The sequence below is a fragment of the Streptomyces sp. URMC 127 genome (genome assembly GCF_051386535.1).
In the GTDB taxonomy this organism is placed as follows: domain Bacteria; phylum Actinomycetota; class Actinomycetes; order Streptomycetales; family Streptomycetaceae; genus Streptomyces.
Genome location: NZ_JBPQTW010000050.1, coordinates 1 through 26,449 on the forward strand (window position 1 = coordinate 1; position 26,449 = coordinate 26,449).

Consider the following 26,449-nt stretch of genomic DNA (forward strand, 5'->3'; position numbering starts at 1 on the left):
CCCCACGCACCCACGCCCCCTTCAGCCTGTCGAAAGGCGCCCCCCGTGCGGCTTCACCTCCTCGCCCTGAACCCGACCGACTCCGTCACCCTCGGCTTCCTGCCCGCGGCCGCCCGCCTCGGGCTCGACGTCACCGTCCTCACCGACCAGCCGGCCGCCCACCGCCGCGCGTACGAACAGAGCGTCGCCGACGGCGGCAAACTGCCCGGACTCGCCGTCCTCGGCTGCGACGTCACCGACTACCGCGAGGTCGTCGCCCGCATCTCCGCACTCGGCCCGGCGGCCCGCCCCGACGCCGTGCTCACCAACAGCGACCACCTCCAGCCCCAGGCCGCCCTGGCCGCCGCCTACTTCGGCCTGCCCGGCAAGGACTGGCGCGCCGCCCTGGCCACCAAGAACAAGGCCCTGCTGCGCGACCGCCTCGCCGAGACCGCGGCCGAAACCGGCATCGAACCCGTGCGCTCGGCGGTCCTCGGCCCCGGCGACGAGCCGGAGGCCTTCCCCGGGCGGCTCACCGAAGCGGGCCTGCCCTACCCCTGCGTCGTCAAGCCGCGCGAGGGCGTGGCCAGCGAGGACGTCGTCCTCGCCGAGGACGCCGCGGACCTCGTCCGGCACTGCCGCGCCATCCGCGCGCGCAGGCCCGGCGCCCCCCTCGTCGCCGAGGAGTACCTGGACGGCGAGCTGCACACCCTGGAGACCCTCGGCGACGGCAGCACCCTGCACGTCCTCGGCTCGTTCCGCACCCGGCTCTCCCCGCCGCCGCACTTCATCGAGGAACGCCTCGACCTGCTGCCCGCACCGCCGCAGCCGCACACCGAGCAGGTGCTCGCCCAGCTGCGCGCCCTCGGCGTCGGCTTCGGCGCCTGCCACACCGAGTACGTCACCCAGGGCGGCCGCGCCCGCATCATCGAGGTCAACTACCGCGCCATCGGCGACCAGTGCGACCTCGCCCTCGCCGACGTGCTCGGCATACCCCTCTTCGAGCACATCCTGCGCACCCACCTGGGCGAGCCGCTGCCCGCGGACCTCGGCGCCCGACCTGACGGCAGGCTGCGCGTGGAGTATGTCTGCGCCGACCGCGGGGGTACGCTCGAAAAAGCGCCCCCGGCGAGCGACACCGAGCGTGACGGCGTACGGCTGGTCTACCGGCCGCTGCGCGGCACCGGCGAGGCGCACCCGCTCCACCGCACCAACCGCGACTACCTCGGCGTCATCAGGGCGACCGGCACCGACCAGGGCCGGATCGACCAGGCGGTCGAGGCCTTCCTGGCCGCACAGCGCTGGGAGATCATGTCATGAGCCTGACCAGTACGGACGTGGTGGAGGACGACCTCCTGCAGCGCGTCCTGAGCACCCTGCTCCGCGAGGACGCCTACGGCCTGCGCGCCCGCGCCCTCACCGAGCACCGCCCCGACGGCGACTGGCTCCACCTGCGCACCCCCGGCGAGACCCTCCTGCTGCCCGTGGCCCCCGAGGGCTTCCAGTGCGAGATCCAGGCGCGCGAACCCCTCGTCGAGACGCCCGCCGGCACGCTCACCGGGCTGCGCCCCGTCCTCACCCGGCTGCGCGGCGCCGTGCCCCCCGAGGACCGGCCCGGCTTCGACGCCTTCCTCGCCGAGTGCGAGGAGGCGCTGGCCGCCGCGCGCCTGCACGACCGCGCCCGCGACGACGTCACCGCGCACCTGACGCAGACCTACGGCCGGCACACCGGCGGCTGGACGGGCCTCGGCGGCTCCCTCGCCTACGACACGCTCGCCGCCTACCGCGACCACCCCGTCTACCCGACGGGCCGCTCCCGCGCCGGGCTCACCGAGGACGAAATACGCGCGTACGCACCCGAGTTCCACCCGTCCTTCGCCCTGCACTGGCTGGCCCTCCCCGACGGCGCCGTGCGCGGCGACCGCAGCGGCCTGCCCGCCTGGTGGCCCGCTCCGGCCGCCCTCGGCCTGCGCGGCCTCGACGCCACGCACACCGCCCTGCCCGTCCACCCGCTCACCGCGGCCGGCCCCCTCGCCGCGGCCCTGCGCGCGGCCGGCCTCGCCGGCTCCGCCCGCTTCGCCGAGAAGCCCTGGCTGGACGTGCTGCCCACGCTCTCCACCCGCACGGTCGCCGTCGCCGCCGACCCGGCCACCCACCTCAAACTGCCCCTCGCCACCGCCACCCTGGGCCTGCGCAACCGGCGCACCATCAAGCCCGGCACCCTCCTCGACGGCGAGGTGGGACAGCGCCTCCTCGAGGAGGTCATCGCCCACGAGCCGCGCTTCGCCGGCCGGGTCCTCCTCGCCGACGAACGCACCCACCTGCAGTCCGACCACGAACTCCTCGCCGTCCTCGCCCGCCGCTACCCGGCCGGCCTTGAGGACGCCCACGTCCTGCCCGTCGCCGCGCTGCTCGCCCGCGCCCCCGGCGGCGCCCTCGTCGCCGACGAACTCGCCGACCGCTACTACGGCGGCTCGCTCACCGCCCTCCTCGACGCCTACCTCACTCTCCTCCTGGACTGGCACACCACCCTCTTCTCGTACGGCATCGCCCTCGAATCGCACCAGCAGAACACCTCCCTCGTCCTGGACGCCCCCGGCGGGAAGCCCCGGCTGCGGCTGCTGCTGAAGGACAACGACGGGCCGCGCGTGTACGCCGTGCGCCTCGCCGCCCGGCTCGGCGGGTCCGCGGCCGACCTCCTCGGCTTCGACGACCGGCGCATCCTCGTCTCCGGCGACGGCCCCGTGGCCGACGTCTTCGCCACCATCACCGTCCACCTGTGCGCCGCCGCCCCCGTCTTCGAGCTCGCCCGGCTCGGCCGCGCCCCCCTCGGCGGGCTCCTCGCCCGCCTGCGCGACCGGCTCGCCGAGGCCGTCGAGCGCGTCGCCCGCATCTCCCCCGGCGCCGCCGCCGTCCTGCGCGCCCGCGTCCTCGACGCCGACCGGCTGCCCGTCAAGGCCATGGTCACCGCGGGCACCCTGCTCACCAAGGAGCGCTCCGGCGCCGCCGACATCAACAAGCACTACGTCCAGGGCCCCAACTACCTGCGGGGCGCGGGACGATGACGGCCCTCCTCCACGACGGCCGCACCCGCGAAGACCGGCCCGTGCTGCGCACCCGCCAGATCCACGCCGTCGCCGCGTGCTACTTCGTCGCCTCGTTCGCCGCCCTCGGCCTGCCCCCGTACCTCACCGAGATCCTGCCCGCCCTCGGCGACCGCGGCGCCCGCTGGGCCGGGCTGCTCTACATCGTCCCCACCGTCTTCGGCGCCCTCGGCGCACCCCTGTGGGGACGGCTCGCCGACCGCTTCGGCCGCAAGCGCCTGCTGCTGCGCGCCCAGCTCGGGCTCGCCCTGTCCTTCCTGTTCGCCGGGCTCGCCGACAGCCTGCCCGCCTTCACCGCCGCCCTCGTCCTGCAGGGCGTCCTCGGCGGCACCTTCGCCGCCTCCAACGGCTACCTCGCCGCGGCCCTCGAAGGCCGCCGGCTCTCCTGGGCGCTCACCCTGATGCAGGGCAGCGCCCGCCTCGCGCTCGTCGCCGCGCCCGTCCTCGTCGGCGGCCTCAGCCCCTGGCTCTCCCCGCACCGGCAGTACGCGCTCCTCGCCGTCCTGCCCCTGGCCGCGGCCCTGATGCTGAGCGCCCTGCCCGAACCGCCGCGCACATCCCGGCCCGAGGCCGCCGCCGCACCGGCCGAGGCCCCGCCGCCCGGCCCGCTGCGCGCCCTCTACGCCCTCGAATTCGCCTTCGTCCTCGCCACCGTCATCTCCTACCCCTACCTCCTCACCCTGATAGGGGAACGGCTGCCGGGCCTCGGCCCGTCCGCCGGGGGTGCCCTCTTCGCCCTCCCGCACGCCTGCTACCTGCTCCTCGCCAAACCCGTCCACGCCGCCGTCGCCCACCGCCCGCACCTCGGCGCCGTCACCGGCTTCGCCTGCGTGGCCGCCGCCCTCGCCGGGCACTGGGGGGCCTCCACCGTCGCCTCGTTCGTGGCGCTGCGGCTGCTCCTCGGCGCCGGCATGACGCTCGGCCTCGTCAGCCTGTCCGCGCTCGCCGCCGAGGCCAGCCGGGGCCGCGGGCCCGGCCGCCTGTTCGGCTCCCTGGAGTTCATATCCAAGGCCGGAGCCGTCGTCGCCGGAGCGGCAGCCGCCGCCGCAACCGGCCTCTGGGGCCCGGCCGCACCCCTCGTCGCAGGATCCGCCGTCGCAGCCCTGACGGCCGTCATCAGCACCACCACACTCCTCCGCACCCGCTGGAGCCGCTGAATGTCCTCCGCACCCGCCGCCGCCCTCCCCGGCCTGGCCACCGCCGACCACGTGGTCGCCCACACCCTGCTCAACTGCCTGCTCCGCGAGGTCTCCGGGCCCGAGCACCAGACCGCCGTCACCGACGGGCACCTGCTGCTGCGCCTGCCCCGCTGCGGGATCCTGCTCCGCGCCGGGCTGCGGCGCACCTCCCTCATCGGCGCCCACCGCTTCACCGGCCCCGTCCACGGCCGGCGCGACGGCGACTGGACCGAGCTGACCTGGCAGGACCTCGCCGAGCACATCCACCGCGAGCTGGAGCTGCGCACCGGCGTCCGCAACGAGGAGTTCCTCGGCCAGGTGGCCGCCAGCCACGCCGGCGTCACCGCGGCCCTCGACGCCCCGCGCGGCGCCCCGGGCCCCGACCCGTACATGGACTCCGAGCAGTCCCTGCTCTTCGGCCACCGCTTCCACCCCACCCCCAAGGCCCGCACCGGCGCCGCCGCGGACTGGACCCGCTACGCCCCCGAGGCCCGCGCCCGCTTCCCGCTGCACCACCTGGCCGTGCGGCGCGAGCGCGTACGGCAGGAGACGGCCGCGCCCGGGGCCCTGGCCGCGCTCGACCGGCAGCGGCCCGTCCCCGAGGGCTACGTGCTGCTGCCCGCCCACCCCTGGCAGTACGCGATGCTGCGCGACCACCCGGTGCTGCGCGCCGCCGTCGCCCGCCGCGACGTCCTCGACCTCGGCCCCGGCGGCGCCCCCTTCGAGCCGACCGCGTCCGTGCGGACCCTCTACGACGGCCGCGACTTCCTCAAGTTCAGCCTCAACGTCCGCATCACCAACTGCCTGCGCAAGAACGCCGAGTACGAGCTGGCCGGCGCCGTCGCCCTCACCCGCCTCCTCGAAGGGGCCGCCGCCGACCTGGAGGCCCGCTTCCCCGGCACCGGCCTGCTGCGCGAACCCGCCTACCGCACCCTGGACCTGGGCAGCCGCGACCTCGCCGAAGGCTTCGGCGTCATCGTCCGCGAGGGGCTTAGCGCCCGCCTCGCCCCCGGCGTCACCGGACTGCTCGCCGCCGCCGTCGCCGACGAGTACCCCACCGGCGGCGCCCACCTCGGCAGCCTGCTGCACGGCACCGGCCCCGACGCGGCCCTCGCCTGGTGGCGGGCCTACCTCGGGCTGCTCGTCCCGCCCGTGCTCGCCGCCTACTTCGACCACGGCGTCGTCCTCGAACCCCACCTGCAGAACGTCGTCCTCGGCGTCGGCGCCGACGGCACGCCCCGGCAGGTCCTCTTCCGCGACCTCGAAGGCACCAAGCTGCTGCCCGGCCACCACGCCACAGCCCTCGCGGGCCTGCCCGCGGACGTGGCCCGGCCCATGACGTACGACCGAGAACGCGGCTGGGACCGCGTCGTCTACTGCCTCGTCGTCAACCACATCGCCGAGGTCCTCGCCGCCCTCGCCGACCTCCACCCGCACCTCGAACCCGAGCTCTGGTACACCGTCCGCCGGACCTTCGCCGACCGCGCCGCGGCCCACGGCAACCCCCCGCTGCTGCGCGCCCTCATCGCCGGCGTCCCGCTGCCCGCCAAGGCCAACCTGCTCACCCGCTGGGAGCGCAAGGCCGACCGCGACGCCGGCTACGTGCGCATCGCCTCGCCGCTGGTGCCCGACCTGCTGTCCACCGCCGGCCTCACCACGGCCGCCCGCACCGAGACCTGGAGTCCCGCCCCGTGATCCTTCCCCGCGCCGCCGGCTACGCGGCCGGCCTGCCCGGCAACGAACTCCCCGCCTACGTCCACGACCTCACGGCCCTGGCCGCGCACGCCGGAGAGATCCGCGCGGCCCTGCCCCCGCAGACCGAGCTGTACTACGCCGCCAAGGCCAACCCCGCCCCCGAGCTCCTGCGGGCCCTCGCCCCGTACGTCAGCGGCTACGAGGTCTCCTCCGGCGGCGAGCTCGCCCACGTCCGCAAGGCCGTCCCCGGCCTGCCGCTCGCCTTCGGCGGCCCCGGCAAGACCGAACCCGAACTGCGGCTCGCCCTCGACCTGGGCACCGAGCGCATCCACGTCGAGAGCGAGAGCGAACTGCGCCTCCTCGCCGCCCTCGCCGCCGAGCGCCCCGGCACCGCGCCCACCGACATCCTGCTGCGCGTCAACCTGCCCGCCGGCGACACCGAACTCGGCGGCGCCGCCCTCGCGATGGGCGGCCGCCCGAGCCCCTTCGGCCTCGACCCGCGCCGCGCCGAGGCGTGCCTGCCCCTGCTGCGCGGCACCCGGCTGCGGCTGCGCGGCATCCACGCCCACCTCGCCAGCGGGCTCGACGCCCCCGCCCTGCTCGCCGTCGCCGGCCGCGTCACCGCCTGGGCCCGCGCCCTCGACGAGCGGCACGGCCTCGGCCTGGACGAGGTCAACGTGGGCGGGGGCATGGCCGTCGACTACGCGCGCCCGCACACCCGCTTCGACTGGGCCGCCTACGGGGCCGGCCTCGCCCGGCTCGCCGCCGAGCACCCCGGCTACCGGCTGCGCATCGAGCCCGGACGGGCCCTCGCCGCCTACTCCGGCTGGTACGTCACCGAGGTCCTCGACGTCAAGCACAGCCACGGCGAGGCCTTCGCCGTCGTGCGCGGCGGCACCCACCACCTGCGCACTCCCGCCGCCAAGGGCCACGACCAGCCCTTCACCGTGCTGCCCGCCGACGCGTGGGACCGCCCCTGGCCGCGCCCGGCCGCGCTGGACGAGCCGGTGACGATCAGCGGGCAGCTGTGCACGCCGAAGGACGTCCTCGCCCGGGCGGTGGCCGTGGCCGAGCTGCGGACGGGGGACCGGGTCGCCTTCGCGATGGCGGGCGCGTACGCCTGGAACATCTCGCACCACGAGTTCCTGATGCATCCCGCCCCCACCTTCCACTTCCTCTCCTAGCCCGGGAGCTGGCCGGTTCCCGACTGCTTTCCCAGCGTTTTACCGCTACATGGATGGCCCATGCATCTAAATGGGCGTACGGTGATCCACGCGGTCCCCGCCGCCCCCGAGGCGGGGCCCGCACCCCACGGGGGAGACAGCCACGCCCGGAAGTACCCGGGACCGGCCTACCGAAAGGGGAGACCGCAACCATGTGCGGGATCACCGGATGGATCTCCTACGACCAGGACCTCACGGCCCTCACCACCGCGCGCGGCACGCTCGACGCGATGACGGCCACCATGGCCTGCCGCGGCCCCGACGCCGGCGGCACCTGGCTCGCCCCCCACGCCGCCCTCGGGCACCGGCGCCTCGCCGTCATCGACATCGAGGGCGGCACCCAGCCCATGTCCGCCGAGCACGACGGCCGCACCCTCCTCGTGACCACCTACAGCGGCGAGGTCTACAACTACCGCGAGCTGCGGGCCGAACTCGAAGCCCACGGGCACACCTTCCGCACGCACAGCGACACCGAGGTCGTCCTGCACGCCTACCTCCAGTGGGGCGAGGACTTCACCGAACGCCTCAACGGCATGTACGCCTTCGCCCTGTGGGACCCGCGCACCGAGGAACTCCTCCTCGTCCGCGACCGCATGGGCATCAAGCCGCTCTACTACTTCCCGCTCCCCGACGGCGTCCTCTTCGGCTCCGAGCCCAAGGCGATCCTCGCCCACCCGGCCGTCCGCCCCGCCGTCGACGCCGAAGGCCTCGCCGAACTCGTCGCCTTCACCAAGACCCCCGGCCACGCCGCCTACAAGGGCATGCACGAACTGCCCCCCGGCCACACCGCCCGCATACGCCGCGGCGGCGTCGTCCTGCGCCGCTACTGGGCCCTCGAAGCCCGCGAGCACACCGACGACCTGGGCACCACCGTCCGCCACGTCCGCGACCTGCTCGACGACATCGTCGGCCGCCAGCTCATCGCCGACGTCCCCCTGTGCACCCTGCTCTCCGGCGGCCTCGACTCCTCCGCCATCACCGCCCTCGCCGCCCACGTCGCCTCCGACCACTCCGACATCGTCCTCGACGCCGCCGACCTGATGGCCAAGGCCCACCGTGACGCCGTCCTCGCGGCCCGCGACATGCCCATCAGCGGCTTCGGCGACGGCGACGTCTCCCTCTACCTGCTCTTCAAGGCCATCCGCGAACAGTCCACCGTCGCCCTGTCCGGCGAGTCCGCCGACGAGGTCTTCGGCGGCTACCGGTGGTTCCACGACCCCGAGCACGTCCACGCCGACACCTTCCCCTGGGCCGCCGCCGGAGCCGCCGACCGCTTCGCCGGCGAACACAGCGGAGGCCGCTCCGCCCTCCTCGACCACGGCCTCCTCGCCAAACTCGACCTCCCCGGCTACCAGGACGCCCGCTACCGCGAAGCCCTCGCCGAAGTGCCCCGGCTGCCCGGCGAAACCGGCCTCGAACGGCGCATGCGCGAGATCAGCTACCTCCACCTCACCCGCTTCGTCCAGCTCCTCCTCGACCGCAAGGACCGCGCCAGCATGGCCGTCGGCCTCGAAGTGCGCGTCCCCTTCTGCGACCACCGCCTCGTCGAATACGTCTTCAACACCCCCTGGGCCATGAAGACCTTCGACGGCCGCGAGAAGTCCCTGCTGCGCGCCGCCGTCCGCGACGTGCTGCCCGCGAAGGTCGCCGACCGCGTCAAGAGCCCCTACCCCAGCATCCAGGACCCCCGCTACGCCGCCGCGCTGCGCGCCGAGCTCGCCCGCGTCCTCGCCGACAAGGACGCGCCCGTACGCCCCCTGCTCGACACCGGGGCCGTCGCCGCCTCCCTCGCCGACGACGCCGGCGAGGCGTTCCGCTCCGCCACCGAACTCGTCCTCAACCTGGACGCGTGGCTGCGCATGCACGGCACCGCGCTGGAGCTGTAGACGCTGTAGAGTCCCGGCGTGACCCTGAAGATCACCGTCGACCCGGACGCGGCCGAGCCGCCCTTCGAGCAGATCCGCGCCCGGATCGCCGGGCTCGCCCGCTCCGGCGAGCTGCCCGTCGGCTTCAAGCTCCCCACGGTCCGCGGCCTCGCCGGGGAGCTCGGCCTCGCCGTGAACACCGTCGCCAAGTCCTACCGCGCGCTGGAGGCCGACGGCGTCATCGAGACCCGCGGCCGCCACGGCTCTTTTGTCGCCGCCCCGGGCGACACGGCGACGCGCGAGGCGGCGGCCGCGGCCGCCGCCTTCGCGGAGCGGGTGCACCGCCTCGGCCTGGACCGCGAGGCCGCCCACGCGGCGGCGGAGAACGCCCTGCGGGCGGTGTACGGCTAGCCGCCCGAGGGCGCGCCCTCTTCTCCGCCGCAACGGCGCTTAGCCACCACGCGCCTTTCCGGCGGTGCCGAACGGGCCTCGGCCCGTAGGGCGTCACGGGCTGCCCCATGCCCGAGGGCGCGCCCCTTTCTCCCGCCGCAGTGGCGCCTAGCCACCACGCGCCTTTCCGGCGGTGCCGAACGGGCCTCGGCCCGTAGGGCGTCACGGGGCTGCCCCCCTGCCCGAGGGCGCGCCCTTTTCTCCCGCCGCGACGGCGCTCAGCCGACACGCGCCTTTCCGGCGGTGCCGGACGGGCCTCGGCTCGTAGGGCGTCACGGGGCTGCCCCATGCCCGAGGGCGCGCCCCTTTCTTCCGCCGCAGCGGCGCCCAGCCACCACGCGCCTTTCCGGCGGTGCCGGACCGGCCCCGGGCCGCAGGGCCGTCAGCGCAGGTCAGGCGGGGGCGTCACAGATACAACCCCGCATCCACCCCGCCGCGCGCCGCCGGCACCGACGCCGGCCCCCCGCCGCGCCGCAAGGCGAACAGTTCCGCGAGGGTCGCGCCCTCGCGGCCGATGCCCTCCTCCGTGCCCAGCCAGGCCACCGCCTCCCCGCGGGTCAGCGGGCCGACCTCGATCCGGGCCAGGCAGCGGCCCGGCCGCACCACGGCCGGGTGGAGCCGCTCCAGGTCCTCGTTGGTGGTGACGCCGACGAGGACGTTGCGGCCCTGCCCGAGCAGCCCGTCCGTGAGGTTCAGCAGCCGGGACAGGGCCTGCCCCGCCGTGTGCTTGGCCTCGCCGCGGATCAGCTCGTCGCAGTCCTCCAGGAGCAGCAGCCGCCAGCGGCCCTTGGAGCTGCCGTCGTCCTCGCCGATGGCGATGTCCATCAGATAGCCGACGTCGTTGAACAGCCGCTCGGGGTCGAGCACGCAGTCCACCTGGCACCAGTCCCGCCACGACCGGGCGAGCGTGCGCAGGGCGGACGTCTTGCCCGTGCCGGGCGGGCCGTGCAGGAGGAGCAGCCGCCCGGCGATGTCGTCCGGGGTGACCTTCATCAGCCGGTCCATGGCGTCCGCGACCCGCGCCGTGTAGTTGGGCCGCACCTCCTCCCACGTGCCGGCGGAGATCTGCCGCGTCGTGCGGTGCGGCCCGCGCCGCGGCGAGACGTACCAGAAGCCCATGGTGACGTGCTCCGGCTGCGGCTCCGGCTCGTCCTCCGCGCCCTCGACGGCCTGGCCGAGCACCTTCCTGGCCAGCTCGTCCGTGGTGGCGGTCACGGACACGTCCGCCCCCCGGTTCCAGCGGGAGACCAGCATCGTCCAGCCGTCGCCCTCGACGAGGGACGCGCTGCGGTCGTCGTCCCGCCGGCGGGCCGCGTCGTGCGCTCCGCGCGGGACGAGGGTGACGCCGGACTTGACGCGGTCCACGGAGTGGCTGTGCGCGTACGGCTGCTCGCCGGTGGCGAACCGGCCCAGGAACAGGGCGTCGATGACGTCGGACGGCGAGTCGCTGTCGTCCATGGTCAGCCGGATCGGCAGCGACTTCTCGGCCGGAGCGAAGTCCGGGTCGGTGGGCAGGGCCTGACTCCTGGCGCTGGGGCGGCGGTCGGCACACATGCCGCCCATGATCCGGCACCGGTGCCCCTTGCGCACACAGGTTTTCCCTCTTGCTCCCCGGAGGGACCCGGCTCCTTCACGCCCGGCCACGCCGGATCCGCGACCGGAACCACGACACCTGCCCGCGTTCGTCCGGAACGCGCCCACGGGGATTCGGCCGCGGATACGCTTGCCCGTGATGGGACGACGTGGCGCAGTCCGGACGTTTCGACGGGCGGGGCGATGGCGGTGGGCCGTGCTGGTCGCGGCCGGCGCGCTCGCCCTGGGCCTGCTGCTCGTCCTGTGGGCGACCAGCCTGGAGACCGGCGGCGGGGACCTCTCCGACGGCTCCGACGGCGACCGGTCGGCCGCCGTGGACCTCGGCTGGGGCTTCACCCACACCCAGTACAGCGCCGACCGCGGCGACGACGCCGCCCGCCGGGCCGCCGCCGGCCTCCTCGCCGCCACGCCCATGCCGCAGAACCAGCACATCATGGGCTGGGGCGTCGACAACCCCGAGCCCAGGCCCGGTACGTACAACTTCGGCGACCTCGACCGCCGCGTCGCCTTCATGCGCAGGACCAACGCGACGCCCGTGCTCACCCTGTGCTGCGCGCCGGACTGGATGAAGGGCGGCGGCGAGCGCACCGACTGGTCGCAGAAGTCCCTGGAGAAGGCGCCCGACCGCGCCCACTACCGGGACTTCGCCGAGCTCGCCGGCGTCATCGCCAAGCGCTACCCCGACATCCGCCACTTCATCGTCTGGAACGAGTTCAAGGGCTTCTACGACGAGCGCAAGGGCCGCTGGAACTACGAGGGCTACACCGAGCTGTACAACCTCGTCTACGCGGAGCTGAAGCGGCAGAACAGCGCCAACGTCGTCGGCGGCCCCTACATCAGCATGGACAGCAATCCGCCCGGCTCGTCCTCCAACGCCTCGTCCGTGCGCGGCCCCTGGGGCTCGGTCGACCAGCGGGCCGTCGACGCCCTCACGTACTGGAACGCCCACAAGAAGGGCGCCGACTTCCTCGTCGTCGACGGCGCCAGCTACACCCGCGAGGGCAGCAAGCTCTTCCCCGACGAGTTCGCGGCGACCGCGAAGTTCGGCGACGTGACCAGGTGGCTGCGCAGGACCACCGGCCTGCCCGTCTGGTGGTCCGAGTGGTACGTGGAGCCCGCCGACGCCAACGACGACCGCAAGCTGTGGACCGAGCCGCACCGCCTCGCCGTGCACGCCACGACCATGGTGCAGCTGGCCAGAGCGGGCGTCTCCGCGGCCTTCTACTGGAACCCCGAGGAGACCGGCGCCGACTGCCCCGGCTGCCTGTGGCGCAGCACCGAACTGAAGGGCGGCGGGGGCGGCCTGCCGATGCTGGACCTGCTGTCCCGCTTCGGCAAGGCCTTCCCGCCCGGCGCGGAGCTGCGCACTCCCGAGGTCACCGGCGAGAACCGCGACGCCGTCAGCGCGCTCGCCGCGGGCAGCACCGTCCTCGTCGTCAACATGCAGGACCGGCGGCTGACCGTCGAGGTGGACGGCAAGCCGCTGGACCTGGCGCCCAACGAGATCCGCTGGGCCGGCTGAACCGGCCCGGCGGCCGGTCCCGGACGGCCCCCGGCTACGACATGGTGGCGAAGCGGTGGACCAGCGACGCCAGCAGGACCAGCAGCAGCGGCAGCGCGAACCAGTACGAGCCCTGCATCCAGCGCAGCTGCCGCACTCCCGGCCGGGCCACGACCCGCACCATCTCCCGCGCCGTCAGCAGCACCAGCAGGGCCGCCGCGGCCAGTGCCCCGACCACCGACACCGGCGTCCACGTCACCCGCGGGCCCGCCGGCCCCGGCCTGGGCTGCGGCGCCTCCCCGGCGGGCTTGCGCTTGAGCTCGTACAGCACGGCGTCCTCGTTCCAGAACGCCCGGCGCAGCTCCGTCCGGCCGTCGAGCGCCTTGCGCACCCGGCCGTCCCAGCCGTCCGCATAGCCGGCGTCGAGCTGCAGGTACACCGACTGGCCGCGGTTGACGATCAGATACGCGTTCGGGCCGGCCTTCCTCAGCGCGGTGACCAGCTCGTCCACGCGGGCCGGGTCGCGCGGGGCGAGCATCGCGTCGTACTGCACGCGCTCCATGTCCCGGGCGCCCCACGGCATGGCCGGGGTGACGTTCTTCGACGGATCGCTGCTCATCCACAGCAGCCGTACGGTCGGCTTGTCGTGCGCGTACACGAAGTCCATCGCGGCGACCTCGCCGGGCCGCACCCGCTCGAACGGCTCGTTGCCCCAGCGGGCCACCAGGAAGCCGAAGACCAGGACCAGGCCCGCCACCAGCGCGGCCAGAGGCGCCACGAGCGGCCGGCCGGGACGCTCCGCGGCGCGCGGGAACAGCGCGAGCGCCGCCAGCACGCACGCGCCCGGCAGCGCGAACAGGAACACCCGCAGGGCCACCTCGCCGCCGTACGACTGCATGCCGAAGGCCAGGAACGGCACGGCGGTCAGCACCAGCAGCGCCACATCGCCGATCCCCGCGTGGCGCCGGCGCCACCAGCCGGCCGCGGCGAAGGCCAGCACCCCGCCCGCGAGCACCACGCGCGTGTAGAGCACCAGCTTGTGGACCGGGCTGCCGCCCTCGATCCGGCCCGAGACCGAGGAGGAGACATTGCCGCCCAGGGAGCCCAGGCCGCCGAAGAGCTCGTCGAAGTGGCCCGACCAGTACGGCTCCGCCAGGAAGCCCACCCACACCACCAGCATCACGCCGCACAGCAGCGGCAGACCGGTCAGCGTCGAGCGGCGGGTGACCACCAGCGCGGTCAGCACCCCCAGCATCACGAACGGCGTCAGCTGATGGCTCACCACCGACGCCGCGAACAGCGCGACCACCACGGCCAGCAGCGCGCCCTGCGCCCGCCGGCCGGCCGGCAGCGGCTCCGTCTCCCCGGGGATCAGCGCGCCGCGCAGCTGCCGCGGCCAGCGGAACCACACCAGCAGAACCGCGGCGAACAGCAGGTAGAAGAAGTAGTTGAGCGCCTGCGGGGAGAAGTAGTCCTGCCCGACCCAGCCGCACAGCACGAACAGCCAGGCCGCCGTCCACTTCGCCCGCCAGCCCGCGCGCACGGCCCGCAGCAGCAGCGCGAGCGGCGCCAGGCACAGCAGCTGGATCGCCGTCGGCCACCAGCGCAGCACTTCCGTGAGGTCGTGCACGCCGGCCGTCCGTGCGGCGAACGCCATCAGGGCGAAGAACCCGGGCCAGCTCCAGCGGGCGTCGAGATCCGGAGCGGCCACGCCCGTGCGGTCGATGAAGTCCAGGAAGCCCAGGTGCTGCCAGGCCGTCGCGAAGCGCGGCTGCGCCTCCAGCACCGCGGGCAGCGCGTGCAGGCACACCACCGTCAGCACCAGGACGGCCGTCAGCAGCCGGCGCCGCTGGCCGTCCAGGCACAGGGCCGCCGCGAACGCGGCGATCAGCAGGGCCGCCCCGGCCAGCGTGGCCACGGGCAGCACGGAGATCAGGCCGAGGCCGCCCATCCCGTCCAGCGCGGCCTCGCCGGCGCCCGCCAGCGGCGCCCAGTACAGGACGAGGGCCGCGGCCAGCAGCAGCCAGACCGCCGCTTCCGGGCGGCGCCACCACGGCGGCGGGCCCGGGGGAGCGGCGGCCTTCTCCCGGGGCTTCTCCCGGGGCTTTTCCCGGGGCTTCTCCTGAGCTTTCTCCTGGATGACGGCCTTCTCCTGCGGGGGATGTGCGACGGGCCGGCCGGGCGCGGTCCGGGACGCGGAGTGGGACACGACGACCGCCTCCGGGGTGTGCCGGAGATCGGGGCGCCTCTCCAAGTGGTCGAAGTCCAGCCGCACGCCCAGCGGCATCGTGTCCGCGTCGAGCGCGGCGCGCAGGGCCCAGCGGGTACCGAAGCCGCCGGTGTCTCTCTCCCCGGGCGCCTCCTCGCCGTCACCCCCTAATCCGCGGGTGATGCCGTGCCGCAGCCCGCGCCGGACGCCGTGCGGCTCGGTGCGCGGGGCGTCCCGCCGGTCGCCGCGGACCGCCAGGTCGGCCAGATCGCCGTCGGGGGCGACATCGGGGGCGTAGGCGACGGGCGCCGGGCGCGTGCCGCGCAGGATCCGGCGGAGCTTGACCGCCGCGATGGAGACGATGACCGCCAGACTGCAGATCTCCGCCACCCCCGCACCCGTGAGCCCCATGCGCGGCAGGAGCAGCAGCGTCAGCCCCAGCACCAGGACGCACAACAGCCCCTGGAGATAGGCCAGTCCCGCCGTCCGGCTCTGCGCCCGCAGCACCGCGAAGTAGACCTCCATCACCACGCGCAGCGCCGCCCCCACCGCGAACCAGCGCAGCAGCGGCGTGGCCGCGTGGGCGTACCCGGGGCCGAAGACGCCCAGGATGTACGGCGCGAGGAAGAACAGCAGGAGGCAGACCGGCACCATGATCATGGCCATCCGGCGCAGCGCCGCCCGGCAGTTCCCCGCGAGCCGCGCCGGGTCGTGCGAGCCCTCCACGGTCAGCGACGCGCCCATGTTGATCGCGAGCAGGTTGACCGTGCCGCCGATGGTGGTGGTGATGTAGAAGTACGCGTTGTCCTCGGAGCTGACCTGCGAGGCGATGATCACCGGCACGAGGTAGACCACGGCCAGGGAGAACAGCGAGCCCGTGTAGTCCCCGGCGAGGAAGCGGCCCATCTCGCGGTACGAGGCGGGACGCGCCGTCGCCTCCGTCGCCGCGGCGTGCCGGGGCACGAGCCGGCGGAAGACAAGCCAGCCCAGCGGGAGCACCGACACGGCGATCGACACCACCCAGGACACGAAGACGCCGGAGGTGGGCAGCGTCGCCGCCAGCCCCACCAGCAGGGCCAGCTTCGCCGCGGAGAAGACGGTGTTGCCCACGGGCACCCACAGCGCCCGGCGCAGGCCGGTGAGCACCCCGTCCTGCAGGGTGAGCACCGACCAGGCGACGACGGCGGCGATGAAGCCCAGGCCGGTGAGGGGGCCGTGCAGGAAGCGGTACGACGGCCCCCAGGAGCCCAGCGTGAGCAGGAAGACGCCGGCCGCGAGCGCGACGATCAGCGAACTGCCCGCGTACGTGCGCAGGACCAGCTTGCCCGTCGTCCGCCCGGCGACCGGGATGAACCGCGCCAGCCCTCCGGTCAGCGTCACCGCGGTGAGCCCGGCGATGAGCTTCATCGCGGCGATGGCCGCCGAGCCCTGGCCGACCGCCCCCTCCGTGTAGTACCGGGCGGCGATCAGCCAGTACCCGAGACCGAGGACGGCGCTGATGCCCGTGTTGAGCATCAGCGCGAAGGCGTTGCGGAACAGCGGACTCCCGCCGCCCCGCCCCGGCAGCCGCAGCCTGCGGCCGGCCGGCCCCTCCGTCTCCCGCTCCTCGGTTCGGGTGGACGTGTCAGACACGGGTTTCGCTTGCCTTCCTGACGACCTGTCGCGTTCTGCGGTAGAGGGCGTAGCCCTTGGTGAGCGTGCGGTCCCGGGCGAAGATCCGCCCCACCCCCCGGCCCTCCACGAGCCGCTCGAACTCGGCGATGCCCGTCGAGCGGCGCACCGTCACCCGCTCCAGGGCGTACGGCCCCTGCGGGCGGGAGGCCAGGCCGTTGCCCACGGCCAGGGAGATGCCGAAGCCCGCCGCCCGGACGATGCGCCGCACCCGGCGGCTGGAATAGCCGTAGGGATAGGCGAAGGAGACCGGCGTCCGCCCCAGCTCCGTGGCCAGTATCTCGCGGCACCGCAGCACCTCGAACCACAGCCGGTCGTCCGGCAGTTGATCGAGCTCGGGGTGGGTGTGGCTGTGCCCGCCGATCTCCATTCCCGACTCCGCGAGCTCCCGCACCTGGCTCCAGTCCAGCATCAGGTCGAGCGCGCCCCCGGTCTCGTGCGCACCGCGGATCCAGCCCGTGGACGCGAAGAGCGTGGAGCTGAAACGGTGCTCCACCAGCGTCGGGAGGGCGTGCCGGTGCACGCCTTCGTAGCCGTCGTCGAAGGTGATCAGCACCGGCTTCCGGGGCAGCCCGGAGCCGGCCCGCCACGCCTTCGCCAGCTCCTCGGTCGTCAGCGGGTGGAACCCGCGGTCGGCAAGGAGCCGCATCTGCCGCGCGAACGCGTGCGGCGAGACCGACAGGCCGTACGTGGCGCGCGCCGGAGCGTGCGCCACCGCGTGGTACATCAGTATGGGGACCCGGCTCGCGCTCATGAACCCGCCTCCTCTGCCGGTCTGAGCCCGGCCGGCTCCTGGGCCGCCGCCACCGCGAAGCGCCCGCCGCCCCGGCGGGCCCGCAGCGTGCCCACCGCATAGCCACCGGTCGCGGCCGTCAGCCCGGCCAGGATCACCCCGGCGCGCGCCGCGCCGCCGGGCCTGCCCAGCAGGGCGTCGCGCAGCCCCCGCGCGACCCCGGCGGGCAGCACCCGTGTGGTGTACCGCCGCTCGGACGCCAGGCCCTTGCCGGCCCCCACGCTCCGCGCCACCAGGGCCTTGGACAGGCCCTCGGCGTAGGAGCGGGTCCACACGTAGCCGAAGCGCTCGCGGGCCGCGGGCACCCGGTGGTGGATGACCGACCGGTCGTCGAGCAGCAGGACCGCCCCGGGCACGGCCCGGGTCAGCCGGATGCACAGCTCCGTCTCCTCGCAGCCCAGGGGCAGCCGGTCGCCGTCGCGGCCGATGCCGCTGGCGAAGCCGCCGGCCAGCTCGAAGGCCGACCGGCGGAAGGAGGCGTTGCCCCCGAGCACGTTGCGCACCCGGACCTTGCCGGGCGGCAGGCCCCGGTAGGTGCAGCCGACGGCCCAGTCGAACTCCTCGGGGAACCAGTCGGGCCGCCGCCGGGACTCCCACACCGGCCGGGTGCGGCCGCCCACCGCCATCACCCGCGGGTCGGCGTAGGCCTCGGCGAAGTGCCGCAGCCAGTCCCGCTCGGCGACGGCGTCGTCGTCGAGGAAGGCGATGATCTCGCCGGAGGAGGCCGCGATGCCGGTGTTGCGGCCGGCGGACAGGCCGCGGGGGCCCGCGTTCGCGAGCACCCGCACCCCGTCGCCGGCGCAGCCGTCGTCCCCGAACTGCTTGGCGAGCCGCCGCAGCAGGGCCGGGTTGTGGTCCACGACCACGAGGGTCTCCAGCGCGGGCCGGGACTGCTCGCGGACCGAGGCCACCGCGGCGAGGATGTCCTCCCAGCGGTCCTCGGTGTAGACGCAGATGACCACCGAGACCGTGGGTCCGGTGGCCGTACCGGCGCCGCCTGCGGCGCCGGCCGGTGCACTGCCGGGAGAAGCGATGGTGGTCAAGACACTTCCCCACGGTTGGCGGCGGGCGCGATGGCCGGCCGCTGCGGGCGGCGGCGCCGGGTGCCGCGCTCCTGCAGGATCACTTTCAGCACGCGCAGCCCGTCCCGCACGGCGCGCAGATTGCTGGCGCCGTGGATGCGGACGAACTCGTGGCTGGGAATCTCCTGGACGCGAAGGCCCGCCTTGACGACTCTGATGTTCATCAGGGTCTCCACCTCGAAGCCGGCGCAGTCGAGGGCGATGTCGTCCAGGCAGTGCTTCCAGAAGGCGTTGTAGCCGTAGCACAGATCGGTGTAGCGGGCGCCGAACTTGTGGTTGACGAGCGAGCACAGCACGCGGTTGCCGAGCTTGCGGATCGGCGTCATGTCGTCCGTGCCGCCGCCGTTGGCGAACCGGGAGCCCTTGGCGAAGTCCGCGCCGCCGACGAGGGCGGACACATAGCTCACGATCTCGCTTCCGTCGGCCGAGCCGTCCGCGTCGACCATCACGATGATCTCGCCCGTGCAGGCGGCGAAGCCCGTGATCAGGGCGTCGCCCTTGCCCTTGCCGAGCTGCTGGACCACCTTGACGCCGGGCCACAGCTCGCGGGCGACCTCGATGGTGTCGTCCGTGGAGTTGCCGTCGACCAGGACGACCTCGTGGATCCACTCCGGCAGGGTCTTGAAGACGTACGGGAGGTTCTCCGCCTCGTTCATGGCGGGGATGACGACGCTCACGGGTGGCGCTATGGCGAAGTGTGTCGTCACCGGGCGGTAGTGGGCGGCGACCAGGCCCTCCTGATCGGCCGCCGGGCGCAGGAAAGAACTCATGACTCGGATGTCCCTCTCGTCCGGTGGACCGCCCGCCCCGAGCGGTCCGGTGGCGTATCCGGTTCGAAAAGGGGGTACTCACCCTGCCCTGACGGCGTGCATCGCCGCATGGGCCGGGTGAGCTGGCAACGGTTGCTGGCCGCGCGGTTCACGCGACTCGGCGACTCTGATCAGCCGGACGCGGCACCCCCCACCGCGCCCCGCCCCGGGCACCATCGCGACGCTTGCCCTCCCCTTGAGCCGCTTTGCATGATGGGCCGATGCGGGTGGATGTACGACGGTATTGATGGTTGAGACTGTATGGCAAGAGCTGGTGCGGTGACTCCTCCTTTGGGTGTTTTTTGCGCCCAACTCGTGCGTCGTGTTGACACTTTGCGCCGCTAGCGGCGCGCGTGGGACGCGGTGCGCCCTCAGCCGCCCTGGCGCAACCTGCCCACGCGCTTGAGCAGCCGGTCGGCGGGCTCGAAGAGCTCGGGCCGGGACAGCACGGTGTTGCGCAGCGCCCGCACCGGCGCACGCCGGGCGCGGTGCCCCAGTGCGACCGGGTGCCGGCGCGTGACCCACCCCTCCGACACACATAGCTCGCGCGTCTTCAGCGAGTTCTTGTACTCCTTCTCGCCCCGCCCCAGGTCGAGGTAGGCCAGCCCCGCGGCGGCCGCCCCCTCCGCCATCCGCAGGTGCAGCACCAGGCCCGGCGAGTACTTCGCGAACGCCGGGTCGTAGGAGGGGAACCAGCAGGCGAGCACCCGCCGCGACCGCAGCCCGAAGTGGGCCGCGACCGGCCGCCCCCCGGCGTACAGCACCGACAGCAGGCCCGCGAAGGACTCCGTCCTGGTGTGGAAGAGCTGTTCGACCAGGCGCGCTATCCACGGGCGCGCGAACCGGTCGCTGCGCCCCGTTCTTCGGTACTGCGCGGACTTCCAGGAGATCAGGGTCCGCAGCACCTCCGGGTCGCGCTCGTCGTGCACGTACCGCACGCCGCCGATGTCGCGCCCCAGCCGGCGCTCCTTGGCGAGCGTGGTGCGGGTGAACTTGGGTGACTGCTTGCGCAGGACCGCCAGATACGGCTCGAACCCCTGCTCGACGTCCACCACGGGGGACCGGTAGGACCCCGAGGCGCCGATCTCGAACGGCTTCTGCCCCTCCACCAGGTGGTCGAACTCCCATACGGACAGGCCGCAGGCGTGCAGCAGCTCGCGGGCGTCCCACTGGAAGCCGGGCCGGTGGATGAGCCCCTGGGCGTCCGAGAGGCCGAGGCCGATCGCCCGGCCCACCCCCAGGGCGGAGCGCTGGTACGGGAAGAAGCCGGCCGGCTCGCCGTCCTCGCGCACCACCGCGATCCGCGCCCCGGGCCGGCACCGGCCGACCGCGAGGGCGAACTCGGGTGCGAGGAAAGGATTCGCAAGCTGCGGAGAGCCGTCCTCCACCGCCCGTTCCTGCAGGGCGGACCAGGCCGCCCGGTCGGCCGCGGTGAGCTCGCCGGGCCGGTACACGCTGATGTTCACGTCAGGAAGCCCGACTTTTCGCCGCACGGCCGCGGTGGCGCCGCACGTGTGCCAGCAGGAACAGGAGGAGGCTGACGGCCGCGACCGCGGCGACGCCGCCCCGCACCGTCCAGGTGTGGAGCGCGAGCATGGCCTGTGCGACGAGCATGTCGACGGCGACGGCCCCGCCGGCCGCCACCACGGACCTGCTGAGCGGATCGAGGCCGCGCAGCGCCGCCCCCACGGCGCACGCCGGCGCGACGAGCAGGAAGAAGAGCGTGAACGGTGCGCGCAGCGGCGAGCCGATGTCGGCGAGCGCCAGCACGGCGCCGACCCCCGCGATCGCCGTGGCGGCCCCCGCCACCACGGGAAGCGAATCGCCGGGCAGCGCGCCGCCCGCGGCCCCGGGCCGGTCGGGTGCGGCCGCGGGGCCGGTGTGCCCGGCTGCGGCGGCCGGGCCGGACAGGCCGGACGGGCCGGACAGGCCGGACGGGCCGGGCGGACCAGGCGGACCGGCCGGGCCGGGCGGACCCGAAGAACGAGAGTGCTGAGAAGACTGAGACGTCTGAGACGGCTGAGAAGGAACCGATGTGCCGGGTGTGCCGGACGTGCCGGTGAGACCGGTGGGATCTGTGAAGCTCTGCATTGGCGACTTTGCCCCCCGAAGCGCCGGATGCCGAGGCTTCAATGTCGCGCAATCGGCGGAGCGACGTCAAGATGTGAAGGCCGTGCAAACGGCCTCCGGTTACCGTATCGGAACAGAACCGGAGTCTTTCGGTCAGATGAATACTGCACGAATATGTTGACCCGTCAGATTGTCCCCGGCTGTGGGTGATTGAGCGTTCATCCGCTCACATTTTTGTCATGGACACTTCCATGAATCGCGGTCTGCTGCTACCACGGGTACGGCAGAAACCCTGGTAAAGGAGGTTCCATGAAGCTGTCCCGCCTCGCGGGTTCCCTCTCCGCGTTCGCCCTCGCCGCCGCCCTGGCACTCACCGGAGCAGGCGCCGCCCAAGCCGCCCAGAAGATCTCAACTCCCGGCTATGTGGCGCTCGGTGACTCCTACTCGTCCGGCCTGGGAGCCGGCAGTTACTACACGAACAGCGGGGACTGCAAGCGCAGCTCCAAGTCCTACCCCGCGCTCTGGGCGGCCGCGCACGCCCCCTCGACCTTCGCCTTCACCGCGTGCTCGGGCGCCCGAACGGGTGATGTTCTCAGCAAGCAGCTCGGCCCGCTGAACAGCTCGACCGGCCTCGTCTCGATCAGCATCGGAGGCAATGACGCCGGTTTCGGCGACACCATGACCACCTGCGTGCTCAACGGTGACAGCGCCTGCCTGGCCCGTATCGACCAGGCCCGTACGTACGTCCGGAACACGCTTCCCGGGGAACTCGACAAGGTCTATACCGCCATCAAGGGCAGAGCACCCGCCGCCCATGTCGTCGTCCTCGGATATCCGCGCTTCTATAAACTCGGCGCCACCACGTGCGGCGGTCTGAGCGAGGCCAAGAGAACGGCCATCAACGCCGCCGCGGACCTGCTCAATTCCGTGATCGCCAAACGGGCCGCCGACCACGGCTTCTCCTACGGGGACGCCGCCGCGGGCTTCACCGGCCACGAGCTCTGCTCCGGAAGCCCCTGGCTCAACAGCGTGACCTTCCCGATCGACAGCTCCTACCACCCGAACGCGGCGGGCCAGGCCGGAGGCTATCTGCCGGTCTTCTCCTCAGCCGCCTGACCCGTAGCTGTAGCCGTAGCCGTACGTCGGGCCCGTCGAAGCGGAGGGCGACGGGCCCCGCGACCGGGACGGCGGGGCCGTTCCCGGCGAGGACGGCTTGCCCGGCGGCCTGCCGGACGAGGAGTCCCGGCAGGTGACCGTGAACGACACATGGTTGGAGGCGGCCTTCTGCGGGGACTTGACCTCGACCCCGATCCAGTCCTTGCCCGAAGCGCGCGCGGGTTCGTAGTGCCGCAGGGTGACGGTCCGGCCGCTCCGGATGTCGGCGGACTGTTCGGTGCTCGTCCGCCCGCTGCCGGTGACCCAGTGATAGACGAGATGAACGGGGGAGCGGTCGGCGGTGAACGTCACCAGGAACACGAGCTGCGAACTCAGGGGATCCGTCGGGCACGGCCCCGTGTACGTGTCGTGCTCCGCCTCGACCGAGGCCCGCAGGCCGGACGAGGAGCCGCCGGCAGAGCCGGAGGTCTCCGGTTCCTTTCCGGCGGAGCTGCCCGTCTTCCCTGCGCCCGCGTCCTTGTCTCCCGGAGCGTCTCCCGGAGCGGCGGACGCCGCGTTGTCACTGCCGTGGCTGCTGCCGCCGCCCCGGGTGAACGCCCACACCAGCCCGCCGGCCAGCAGGGCGAGCACGACGGCGGCCACGGCGAGCACCACGGTTGTACGGCGCCGCCGCGCGTCACCGCCGGCGGGCCCGGTGGGGCCGGCCGGGGCGCCGCCCTCCGGCGGGCCGAAGCCGGAGCCGTGCCCGCCCGGCGGTCCGCCGGGCCCCGCCGGACCGCCGCCCGCATCGTGCGCCGGAGCGTATGCGGCGACCGTCGGGGCGTCGGAGCCGGACGGGGTGCCCGCGCCGGGGACGGTGCCGCCCCGCGCCACCACGCGCAGCATGCCCTCCGCTTCTTCGGCGCCCAGCCGCTGCGCGGGGTCCTTGCGCAGCAGCCCTTCGAGCACGGGCGCGAGCGGCCCCGCCCGGACCGGCTCCGGGAGCTGCTGGTCCACCACGGCCCGCATCGTGGAGAGAGGGGTGTCCTGGCGGAAGGGGGAGATGCCCTCGACCGCCGCGTACAGCGTCACGCCGAGCGACCAGAGGTCGGAGGCGGGCCCCGGCGGGTGTCCCAGCGCCCGCTCCGGGGCGAGGAACTCGGGCGAGCCCACCAGCTCCCCGGTCCGGGTCAGCGCCGAGCTCCCCTCGACCGTCGCGATCCCGAAGTCGGTGAGCACGACACGCCCGTCGTTGGCGAGGAGGACGTTGGCCGGTTTCACGTCGCGGTGGAGTACGCCCGCCGCGTGCGCTCCCCGGAGCGCGGAGAGCACCCCCGCGCCGATGTGCGCCGCGTGCGCCGGGGGCACCGGGCCGTCGGTCTGCAGGGCGTCGGCCAGCGAGAGACCGCGCACCAGCTCCATCACGATCCACGGCCGCCCGGCGTCGGAGGCGACGTCGAAGACGGTCACGACATGGGGGTGCGAGATGCGCGCGGCGGCCCTGGCCTCGCGTTCCAGCCGCACGTACAGCTGCCGGACCTCGTGGTCGAGCAGGCCGTCGGGGGCCCGCACCTCTTTGACCGCGACCTCGCGGTCGAGGACCTCGTCCCGCGCGCGCCACACCACTCCCATGCCGCCCCGGCCCAGCCGCTCCAGCAGCCGGTACCGGCCCGCCACCACCCGGTCCGGAGGCGTCGCCGCCCCCTCCGGACCGCCCCCGTACATCCCGCTCATCGACGGGCCCCCTCCAGCAAGAGAGCGATTCGGGGTGAATCTACCGCAACGGAGCGTGATTGCCCCCTCTTCTGCGTATCCTTGAGCCGCTAACTCGCCGACAGTGACGGCAGGTTCACGCCAGCCCTGTCAACGCCCTTGACGGAGCGGTGAATCCGCCCCGCCGATGCGCGGGTGACGGAATGGGGCGGTAGGGTTACCCTGCCTGAGCCGGGTGCCTCGTTCGGGTGGGGAGAGTCTCAATGGATCAGATAGCAATGCGCGGCAGGCCACGGGTGCCTGCCATCAGCTGCAACAGCGGCGCCTCCAGTGCGCGCCTCGACCGCCATCTCGCGGTGCTGGGCGGGCCTGCCGTGCCCCAGCGCGAAGTCGAGGGGGCGACCCTGCTCATGCGCGAGCTGACCACGCGTGATCGTGCGAGCGCCAAGCAGAGCCGGACCGCCAAGGTCTCCCTCCTCGCGCCGCTGAGACGGCTGCGCCGCTCCCTCTTCGGCAACCACGACTGACCCCGGCCCCCGAGCGCAGCGCCCCCAGCCACCTCGTCGGCAGCGACGCCGTCGGCCCTCCGCCCTCTCCCCGGGGTGCGGCCGGACGGCGCCGTGGCACGTCCGGCCCGTCACCCGGCCGTGTCGCGGTCAGCCCGCGTCCCGTGCGTACCGCCGGACCGTGAGCGGCACGAAGACCACGAGCAGCAGCAGCGCCCAGCCGGTGGCCGCCGCAACGGAGTGGGCGACCGGCCATGACGCGTCCGCCGCAGGGTGGCCGTTGCCGAAGAGCTCCCGGCAGGCGGTGGTGAGCGCGCTGATCGGGTTCCACTCGGCCAGTGTGCGCAGCCAGCCCGGCATGCCCTCGGTCGGCACGTAGGCGTTCGACAGCAGCGGCAGCATGAAGGTCGCGCCCGCCAGCTGGCCCGCGCTCTCCTCGTTGCCGATCACCAGGCCCAGGTAGTGGCCGACCCAGGCCGTGACGAGCCGGAAGAGCATCAGCAGGGCGAAGGCTCCTGCCGCGCCTGCCGCGCCGCCCTCGATCCGCCAGCCGACGGCCAGTCCGCAGAGCACCAGCGGCAGGAGCCCGAGCGCCGCGAGCACCACGTCGGCCGCCGTCTGCCCGGCCGGGAGGGCGAAGCGGCTCATGGGCAGCGTGCGGAAGCGGTCCATGACGCCGCGCTGGAGGTCCTGCGCGGAGGCCAGCATCGCCGTCATCACGCCGTTGACGGCGGTCACCGCGAACAGCCCCGGCACGAGGTACGCCCGGTAGTTCGCGCCCCCTTCCAGTGCCACTGCGCTGCCGAAGACGTAGCCGAAGAACAGCAGCATCGTGACCGGCATGGTCAGCGTGATGACGAGCAGTCCGGGCACGCGGCGCATCCGCCGCAGATGGCGGCCGAGCACGGCCTGTGTGTCGGACAGGGCGAGGGTGCTCATGCGGCGGCCTCCCGGGCCTCAGAACGGTCGCCGTCACCGGCGGTCAGGTGCAGGAAGACCTCGTCCAGCGTGGGCTGCCGCAGGGCGGCGTCGACGAGGGGCACGCCCGCGGCGTCGAGCTCGCGCACGAGGTGAGGCAGGGTCAGGCCCGGGTCGGTGGTGACCGCGGAGGCCGCGCGCCGCGCCGCGTCCAGGGCCGGCCGCCCGCCCGTGAGCCGGGCCAGGACGGCCGCCGCGCCCTCGAGCGCGGTCTCCTCGGCGACGACCACTTCCGCGTGGGCGCCGAGCTCGGCCTTGAGCTGTGCCGGCGTGCCCCGTACGGCCGCCCGGCCCTCGTCGATGAGCACGACCTCGTCGGCCAACTGGTCCGCCTCCTCCAGGTATTGGGTGGTGAGCAGCACGGTGGTCCCGTGCCGCGTCAGTTCGCGGACGGCGTCCCAGATGGCGCCGCGGCTCGCGGGGTCGAGGCCGGTGGTCGGCTCGTCCAGGAAGAGCACGCGGGGCTTGGTGAGCACGCTCGCGGCGAGGTCGAGGCGGCGGCGCATGCCGCCGGAGTAGGTGCGGGCCGGGCGGTCGGCGGCGTCCGCGAGGCCGAAGTGGTCCAGCAGGACGTCGGCGCGGGCGCGGGCGGTGGCGCGGCCGAGCCGGTGCAGCCGGCCGAACAGGCGCAGGTTCTCGCGGCCCGTCAGGTCGGCGTCGACGGAGGTCGCCTGGCCGGTGACGCCGATGGCGCGGCGCACGTCCCGGGGCGCGCGGAGCACGTCGTGCCCGGCGACCCGTGCCGTTCCGGCGTCGGGGGCGATGAGGGTGGTCAGGAGGCGGACGGCGGTGGTCTTTCCCGCGCCGTTGCGCCCGAGGAGCCCGCAGACGGTGCCTTCGGGGACGGCCAGGTCGAGCCCGCGCAGCGCGTGCACGGGGCCGAAGCGCTTCTCCAGGCCCTCACTAAGTACAGCGTACGTAGTCATGGCCGTGAC

General features: G+C 74.1%; 20 protein-coding genes. 10 read left to right on the forward strand and 10 right to left on the reverse strand.

Translation table 11 applies throughout. The features are described 5' to 3' along the window. Positions 1-45: 45 nt before the first annotated feature. The 7 genes from ACSNOH_RS13955 to ACSNOH_RS13985 all read left to right on the forward strand — a co-directional run bounded on the left by ACSNOH_RS13955 (position 46) and on the right by ACSNOH_RS13985 (position 9,455). Complete coding sequence (locus ACSNOH_RS13955) at positions 46-1,299, forward strand: ATP-grasp domain-containing protein (RefSeq protein WP_436721611.1); 1,254 nt, start codon at positions 46-48, stop codon at positions 1,297-1,299. Then, positions 1,296-3,044: an IucA/IucC family protein gene (locus ACSNOH_RS13960; protein WP_436721612.1), complete on the forward strand. Its 1,749-nt coding sequence runs from the start codon at positions 1,296-1,298 to the stop codon at positions 3,042-3,044. The genes ACSNOH_RS13955 and ACSNOH_RS13960 overlap by 4 nt, the downstream gene beginning before the upstream one ends. Next, positions 3,041-4,240, forward strand: coding sequence for an MFS transporter (locus tag ACSNOH_RS13965; protein ID WP_436721613.1), 1,200 nt, complete (start codon positions 3,041-3,043; stop codon positions 4,238-4,240). Before ACSNOH_RS13960 ends, ACSNOH_RS13965 begins: the two co-directional genes overlap by 4 nt. After that, a complete protein-coding gene (locus ACSNOH_RS13970; protein ID WP_436721614.1) occupies positions 4,241-5,956 on the forward strand; it encodes an IucA/IucC family protein in 1,716 nt (571 codons plus the stop codon). Beyond that, positions 5,953-7,140, forward strand: a complete 1,188-nt coding sequence (locus ACSNOH_RS13975) for a type III PLP-dependent enzyme (RefSeq protein WP_436721615.1) — start codon at positions 5,953-5,955, stop codon at positions 7,138-7,140. Before ACSNOH_RS13970 ends, ACSNOH_RS13975 begins: the two co-directional genes overlap by 4 nt. Positions 7,141-7,331: 191 nt before the next feature. Continuing rightward, complete coding sequence (gene asnB / locus ACSNOH_RS13980; protein ID WP_436721616.1) at positions 7,332-9,065, forward strand: asparagine synthase (glutamine-hydrolyzing); 1,734 nt, start codon at positions 7,332-7,334, stop codon at positions 9,063-9,065. Positions 9,066-9,083: 18 nt separating this feature from the next. Continuing rightward, positions 9,084-9,455 (forward strand): GntR family transcriptional regulator, encoded by a 372-nt coding sequence (locus ACSNOH_RS13985; protein ID WP_436721617.1) that lies wholly within the window; start codon positions 9,084-9,086, stop codon positions 9,453-9,455. 444 nt (positions 9,456-9,899) lie between these two features. Here ACSNOH_RS13985 and ACSNOH_RS13990 read toward each other — a convergent pair whose 3' ends face one another. After that, on the reverse strand, positions 9,900-11,048 hold the full coding sequence (locus ACSNOH_RS13990) for a DUF5925 domain-containing protein (RefSeq protein ID WP_436721618.1): 1,149 nt from the start codon (positions 11,046-11,048) through the stop codon (positions 9,900-9,902). A 178-nt stretch (positions 11,049-11,226) separates the two neighbouring features. Between ACSNOH_RS13990 and ACSNOH_RS13995 the strand changes: the two genes are divergently transcribed. Continuing rightward, positions 11,227-12,609, forward strand: a complete 1,383-nt coding sequence (locus tag ACSNOH_RS13995) for a xylan 1,4-beta-xylosidase (RefSeq protein WP_436721619.1) — start codon at positions 11,227-11,229, stop codon at positions 12,607-12,609. A gap of 34 nt (positions 12,610-12,643) precedes the next feature. Here the strand turns inward: ACSNOH_RS13995 and ACSNOH_RS14000 are convergent, their stop codons facing one another. The 6 genes from ACSNOH_RS14000 to ACSNOH_RS14025 form a co-directional block, all read right to left on the reverse strand. Further along, positions 12,644-16,429, reverse strand: a complete 3,786-nt coding sequence (locus ACSNOH_RS14000) for a lipopolysaccharide biosynthesis protein (protein WP_436721620.1) — start codon at positions 16,427-16,429, stop codon at positions 12,644-12,646. Beyond that, positions 16,422-17,222, reverse strand: a complete 801-nt coding sequence (locus ACSNOH_RS14005; RefSeq protein ID WP_436721621.1) for a polysaccharide deacetylase family protein — start codon at positions 17,220-17,222, stop codon at positions 16,422-16,424. Before ACSNOH_RS14005 ends, ACSNOH_RS14000 begins: the two co-directional genes overlap by 8 nt. After that, complete coding sequence (locus ACSNOH_RS14010) at positions 17,219-18,295, reverse strand: glycosyltransferase family 2 protein (protein WP_436721639.1); 1,077 nt, start codon at positions 18,293-18,295, stop codon at positions 17,219-17,221. The genes ACSNOH_RS14005 and ACSNOH_RS14010 overlap by 4 nt, the downstream gene beginning before the upstream one ends. 5 nt (positions 18,296-18,300) lie before the next feature. Next, entirely contained in the window at positions 18,301-19,113 is an 813-nt protein-coding gene (locus ACSNOH_RS14015; protein ID WP_436721622.1) for a glycosyltransferase family 2 protein, read from the reverse strand. A gap of 410 nt (positions 19,114-19,523) precedes the next feature. Further along, on the reverse strand, positions 19,524-20,618 hold the full coding sequence (locus ACSNOH_RS14020; protein ID WP_436721623.1) for a GNAT family N-acetyltransferase: 1,095 nt from the start codon (positions 20,616-20,618) through the stop codon (positions 19,524-19,526). A gap of 1 nt (position 20,619) precedes the next feature. Next, complete coding sequence (locus ACSNOH_RS14025; protein WP_436721624.1) at positions 20,620-20,961, reverse strand: hypothetical protein; 342 nt, start codon at positions 20,959-20,961, stop codon at positions 20,620-20,622. 570 nt (positions 20,962-21,531) lie between these two features. Between ACSNOH_RS14025 and ACSNOH_RS14030 the strand changes: the two genes are divergently transcribed. Further along, positions 21,532-22,338, forward strand: a complete 807-nt coding sequence (locus ACSNOH_RS14030) for an SGNH/GDSL hydrolase family protein (RefSeq protein ID WP_436721625.1) — start codon at positions 21,532-21,534, stop codon at positions 22,336-22,338. On the opposite strand, the gene ACSNOH_RS14035 is transcribed toward ACSNOH_RS14030, so the two are convergent. Further along, entirely contained in the window at positions 22,327-24,051 is a 1,725-nt protein-coding gene (locus ACSNOH_RS14035; RefSeq protein WP_436721626.1) for a serine/threonine-protein kinase, read from the reverse strand. The two genes, ACSNOH_RS14030 and ACSNOH_RS14035, sit on opposite strands and share 12 nt — an antisense overlap. Before the next feature lie 242 nt (positions 24,052-24,293). On the opposite strand from ACSNOH_RS14035, the gene ACSNOH_RS14040 reads away from it, so the two are divergent. Beyond that, complete coding sequence (locus ACSNOH_RS14040) at positions 24,294-24,557, forward strand: hypothetical protein (RefSeq protein WP_436721627.1); 264 nt, start codon at positions 24,294-24,296, stop codon at positions 24,555-24,557. Between the two features lie 129 nt (positions 24,558-24,686). On the opposite strand, the gene ACSNOH_RS14045 is transcribed toward ACSNOH_RS14040, so the two are convergent. Beyond that, a complete protein-coding gene (locus tag ACSNOH_RS14045; protein ID WP_436721628.1) occupies positions 24,687-25,475 on the reverse strand; it encodes an ABC transporter permease in 789 nt (262 codons plus the stop codon). Next, positions 25,472-26,440 carry an ATP-binding cassette domain-containing protein gene (locus tag ACSNOH_RS14050; protein WP_436721629.1) on the reverse strand — a complete coding sequence of 323 codons (969 nt, stop codon included), beginning with the start codon at positions 26,438-26,440 and terminating at the stop codon, positions 25,472-25,474. The genes ACSNOH_RS14045 and ACSNOH_RS14050 overlap by 4 nt, the downstream gene beginning before the upstream one ends. Positions 26,441-26,449: the final 9 nt, after the last annotated feature.

Bases quoted from the DNA above. Each gene is read 5' to 3' on its own strand.
- ACSNOH_RS14015 (WP_436721622.1), bottom strand. From the start codon at position 19,113: ATGAGTTCTTTCCTGCGCCCGGCGGCCGATCAGGAGGGCCTGGTCGCC.
- ACSNOH_RS14005 (WP_436721621.1), bottom strand. From the start codon at position 17,222: ATGAGCGCGAGCCGGGTCCCCATACTGATGTACCACGCGGTGGCGCAC.
- ACSNOH_RS14040 (WP_436721627.1), top strand. From the start codon at position 24,294: ATGGATCAGATAGCAATGCGCGGCAGGCCACGGGTGCCTGCCATCAGC.
- ACSNOH_RS14045 (WP_436721628.1), bottom strand. From the start codon at position 25,475: ATGAGCACCCTCGCCCTGTCCGACACACAGGCCGTGCTCGGCCGCCAT.
- ACSNOH_RS13970 (WP_436721614.1), top strand. From the start codon at position 4,241: ATGTCCTCCGCACCCGCCGCCGCCCTCCCCGGCCTGGCCACCGCCGAC.
- ACSNOH_RS14030 (WP_436721625.1), top strand. From the start codon at position 21,532: ATGAAGCTGTCCCGCCTCGCGGGTTCCCTCTCCGCGTTCGCCCTCGCC.
- ACSNOH_RS14035 (WP_436721626.1), bottom strand. From the start codon at position 24,051: ATGAGCGGGATGTACGGGGGCGGTCCGGAGGGGGCGGCGACGCCTCCG.
- ACSNOH_RS13990 (WP_436721618.1), bottom strand. From the start codon at position 11,048: ATGTGTGCCGACCGCCGCCCCAGCGCCAGGAGTCAGGCCCTGCCCACC.
- ACSNOH_RS13965 (WP_436721613.1), top strand. From the start codon at position 3,041: ATGACGGCCCTCCTCCACGACGGCCGCACCCGCGAAGACCGGCCCGTG.
- ACSNOH_RS14050 (WP_436721629.1), bottom strand. From the start codon at position 26,440: ATGACTACGTACGCTGTACTTAGTGAGGGCCTGGAGAAGCGCTTCGGC.
- ACSNOH_RS13995 (WP_436721619.1), top strand. From the start codon at position 11,227: ATGGGACGACGTGGCGCAGTCCGGACGTTTCGACGGGCGGGGCGATGG.
- ACSNOH_RS13960 (WP_436721612.1), top strand. From the start codon at position 1,296: ATGAGCCTGACCAGTACGGACGTGGTGGAGGACGACCTCCTGCAGCGC.
- asnB (WP_436721616.1), top strand. From the start codon at position 7,332: ATGTGCGGGATCACCGGATGGATCTCCTACGACCAGGACCTCACGGCC.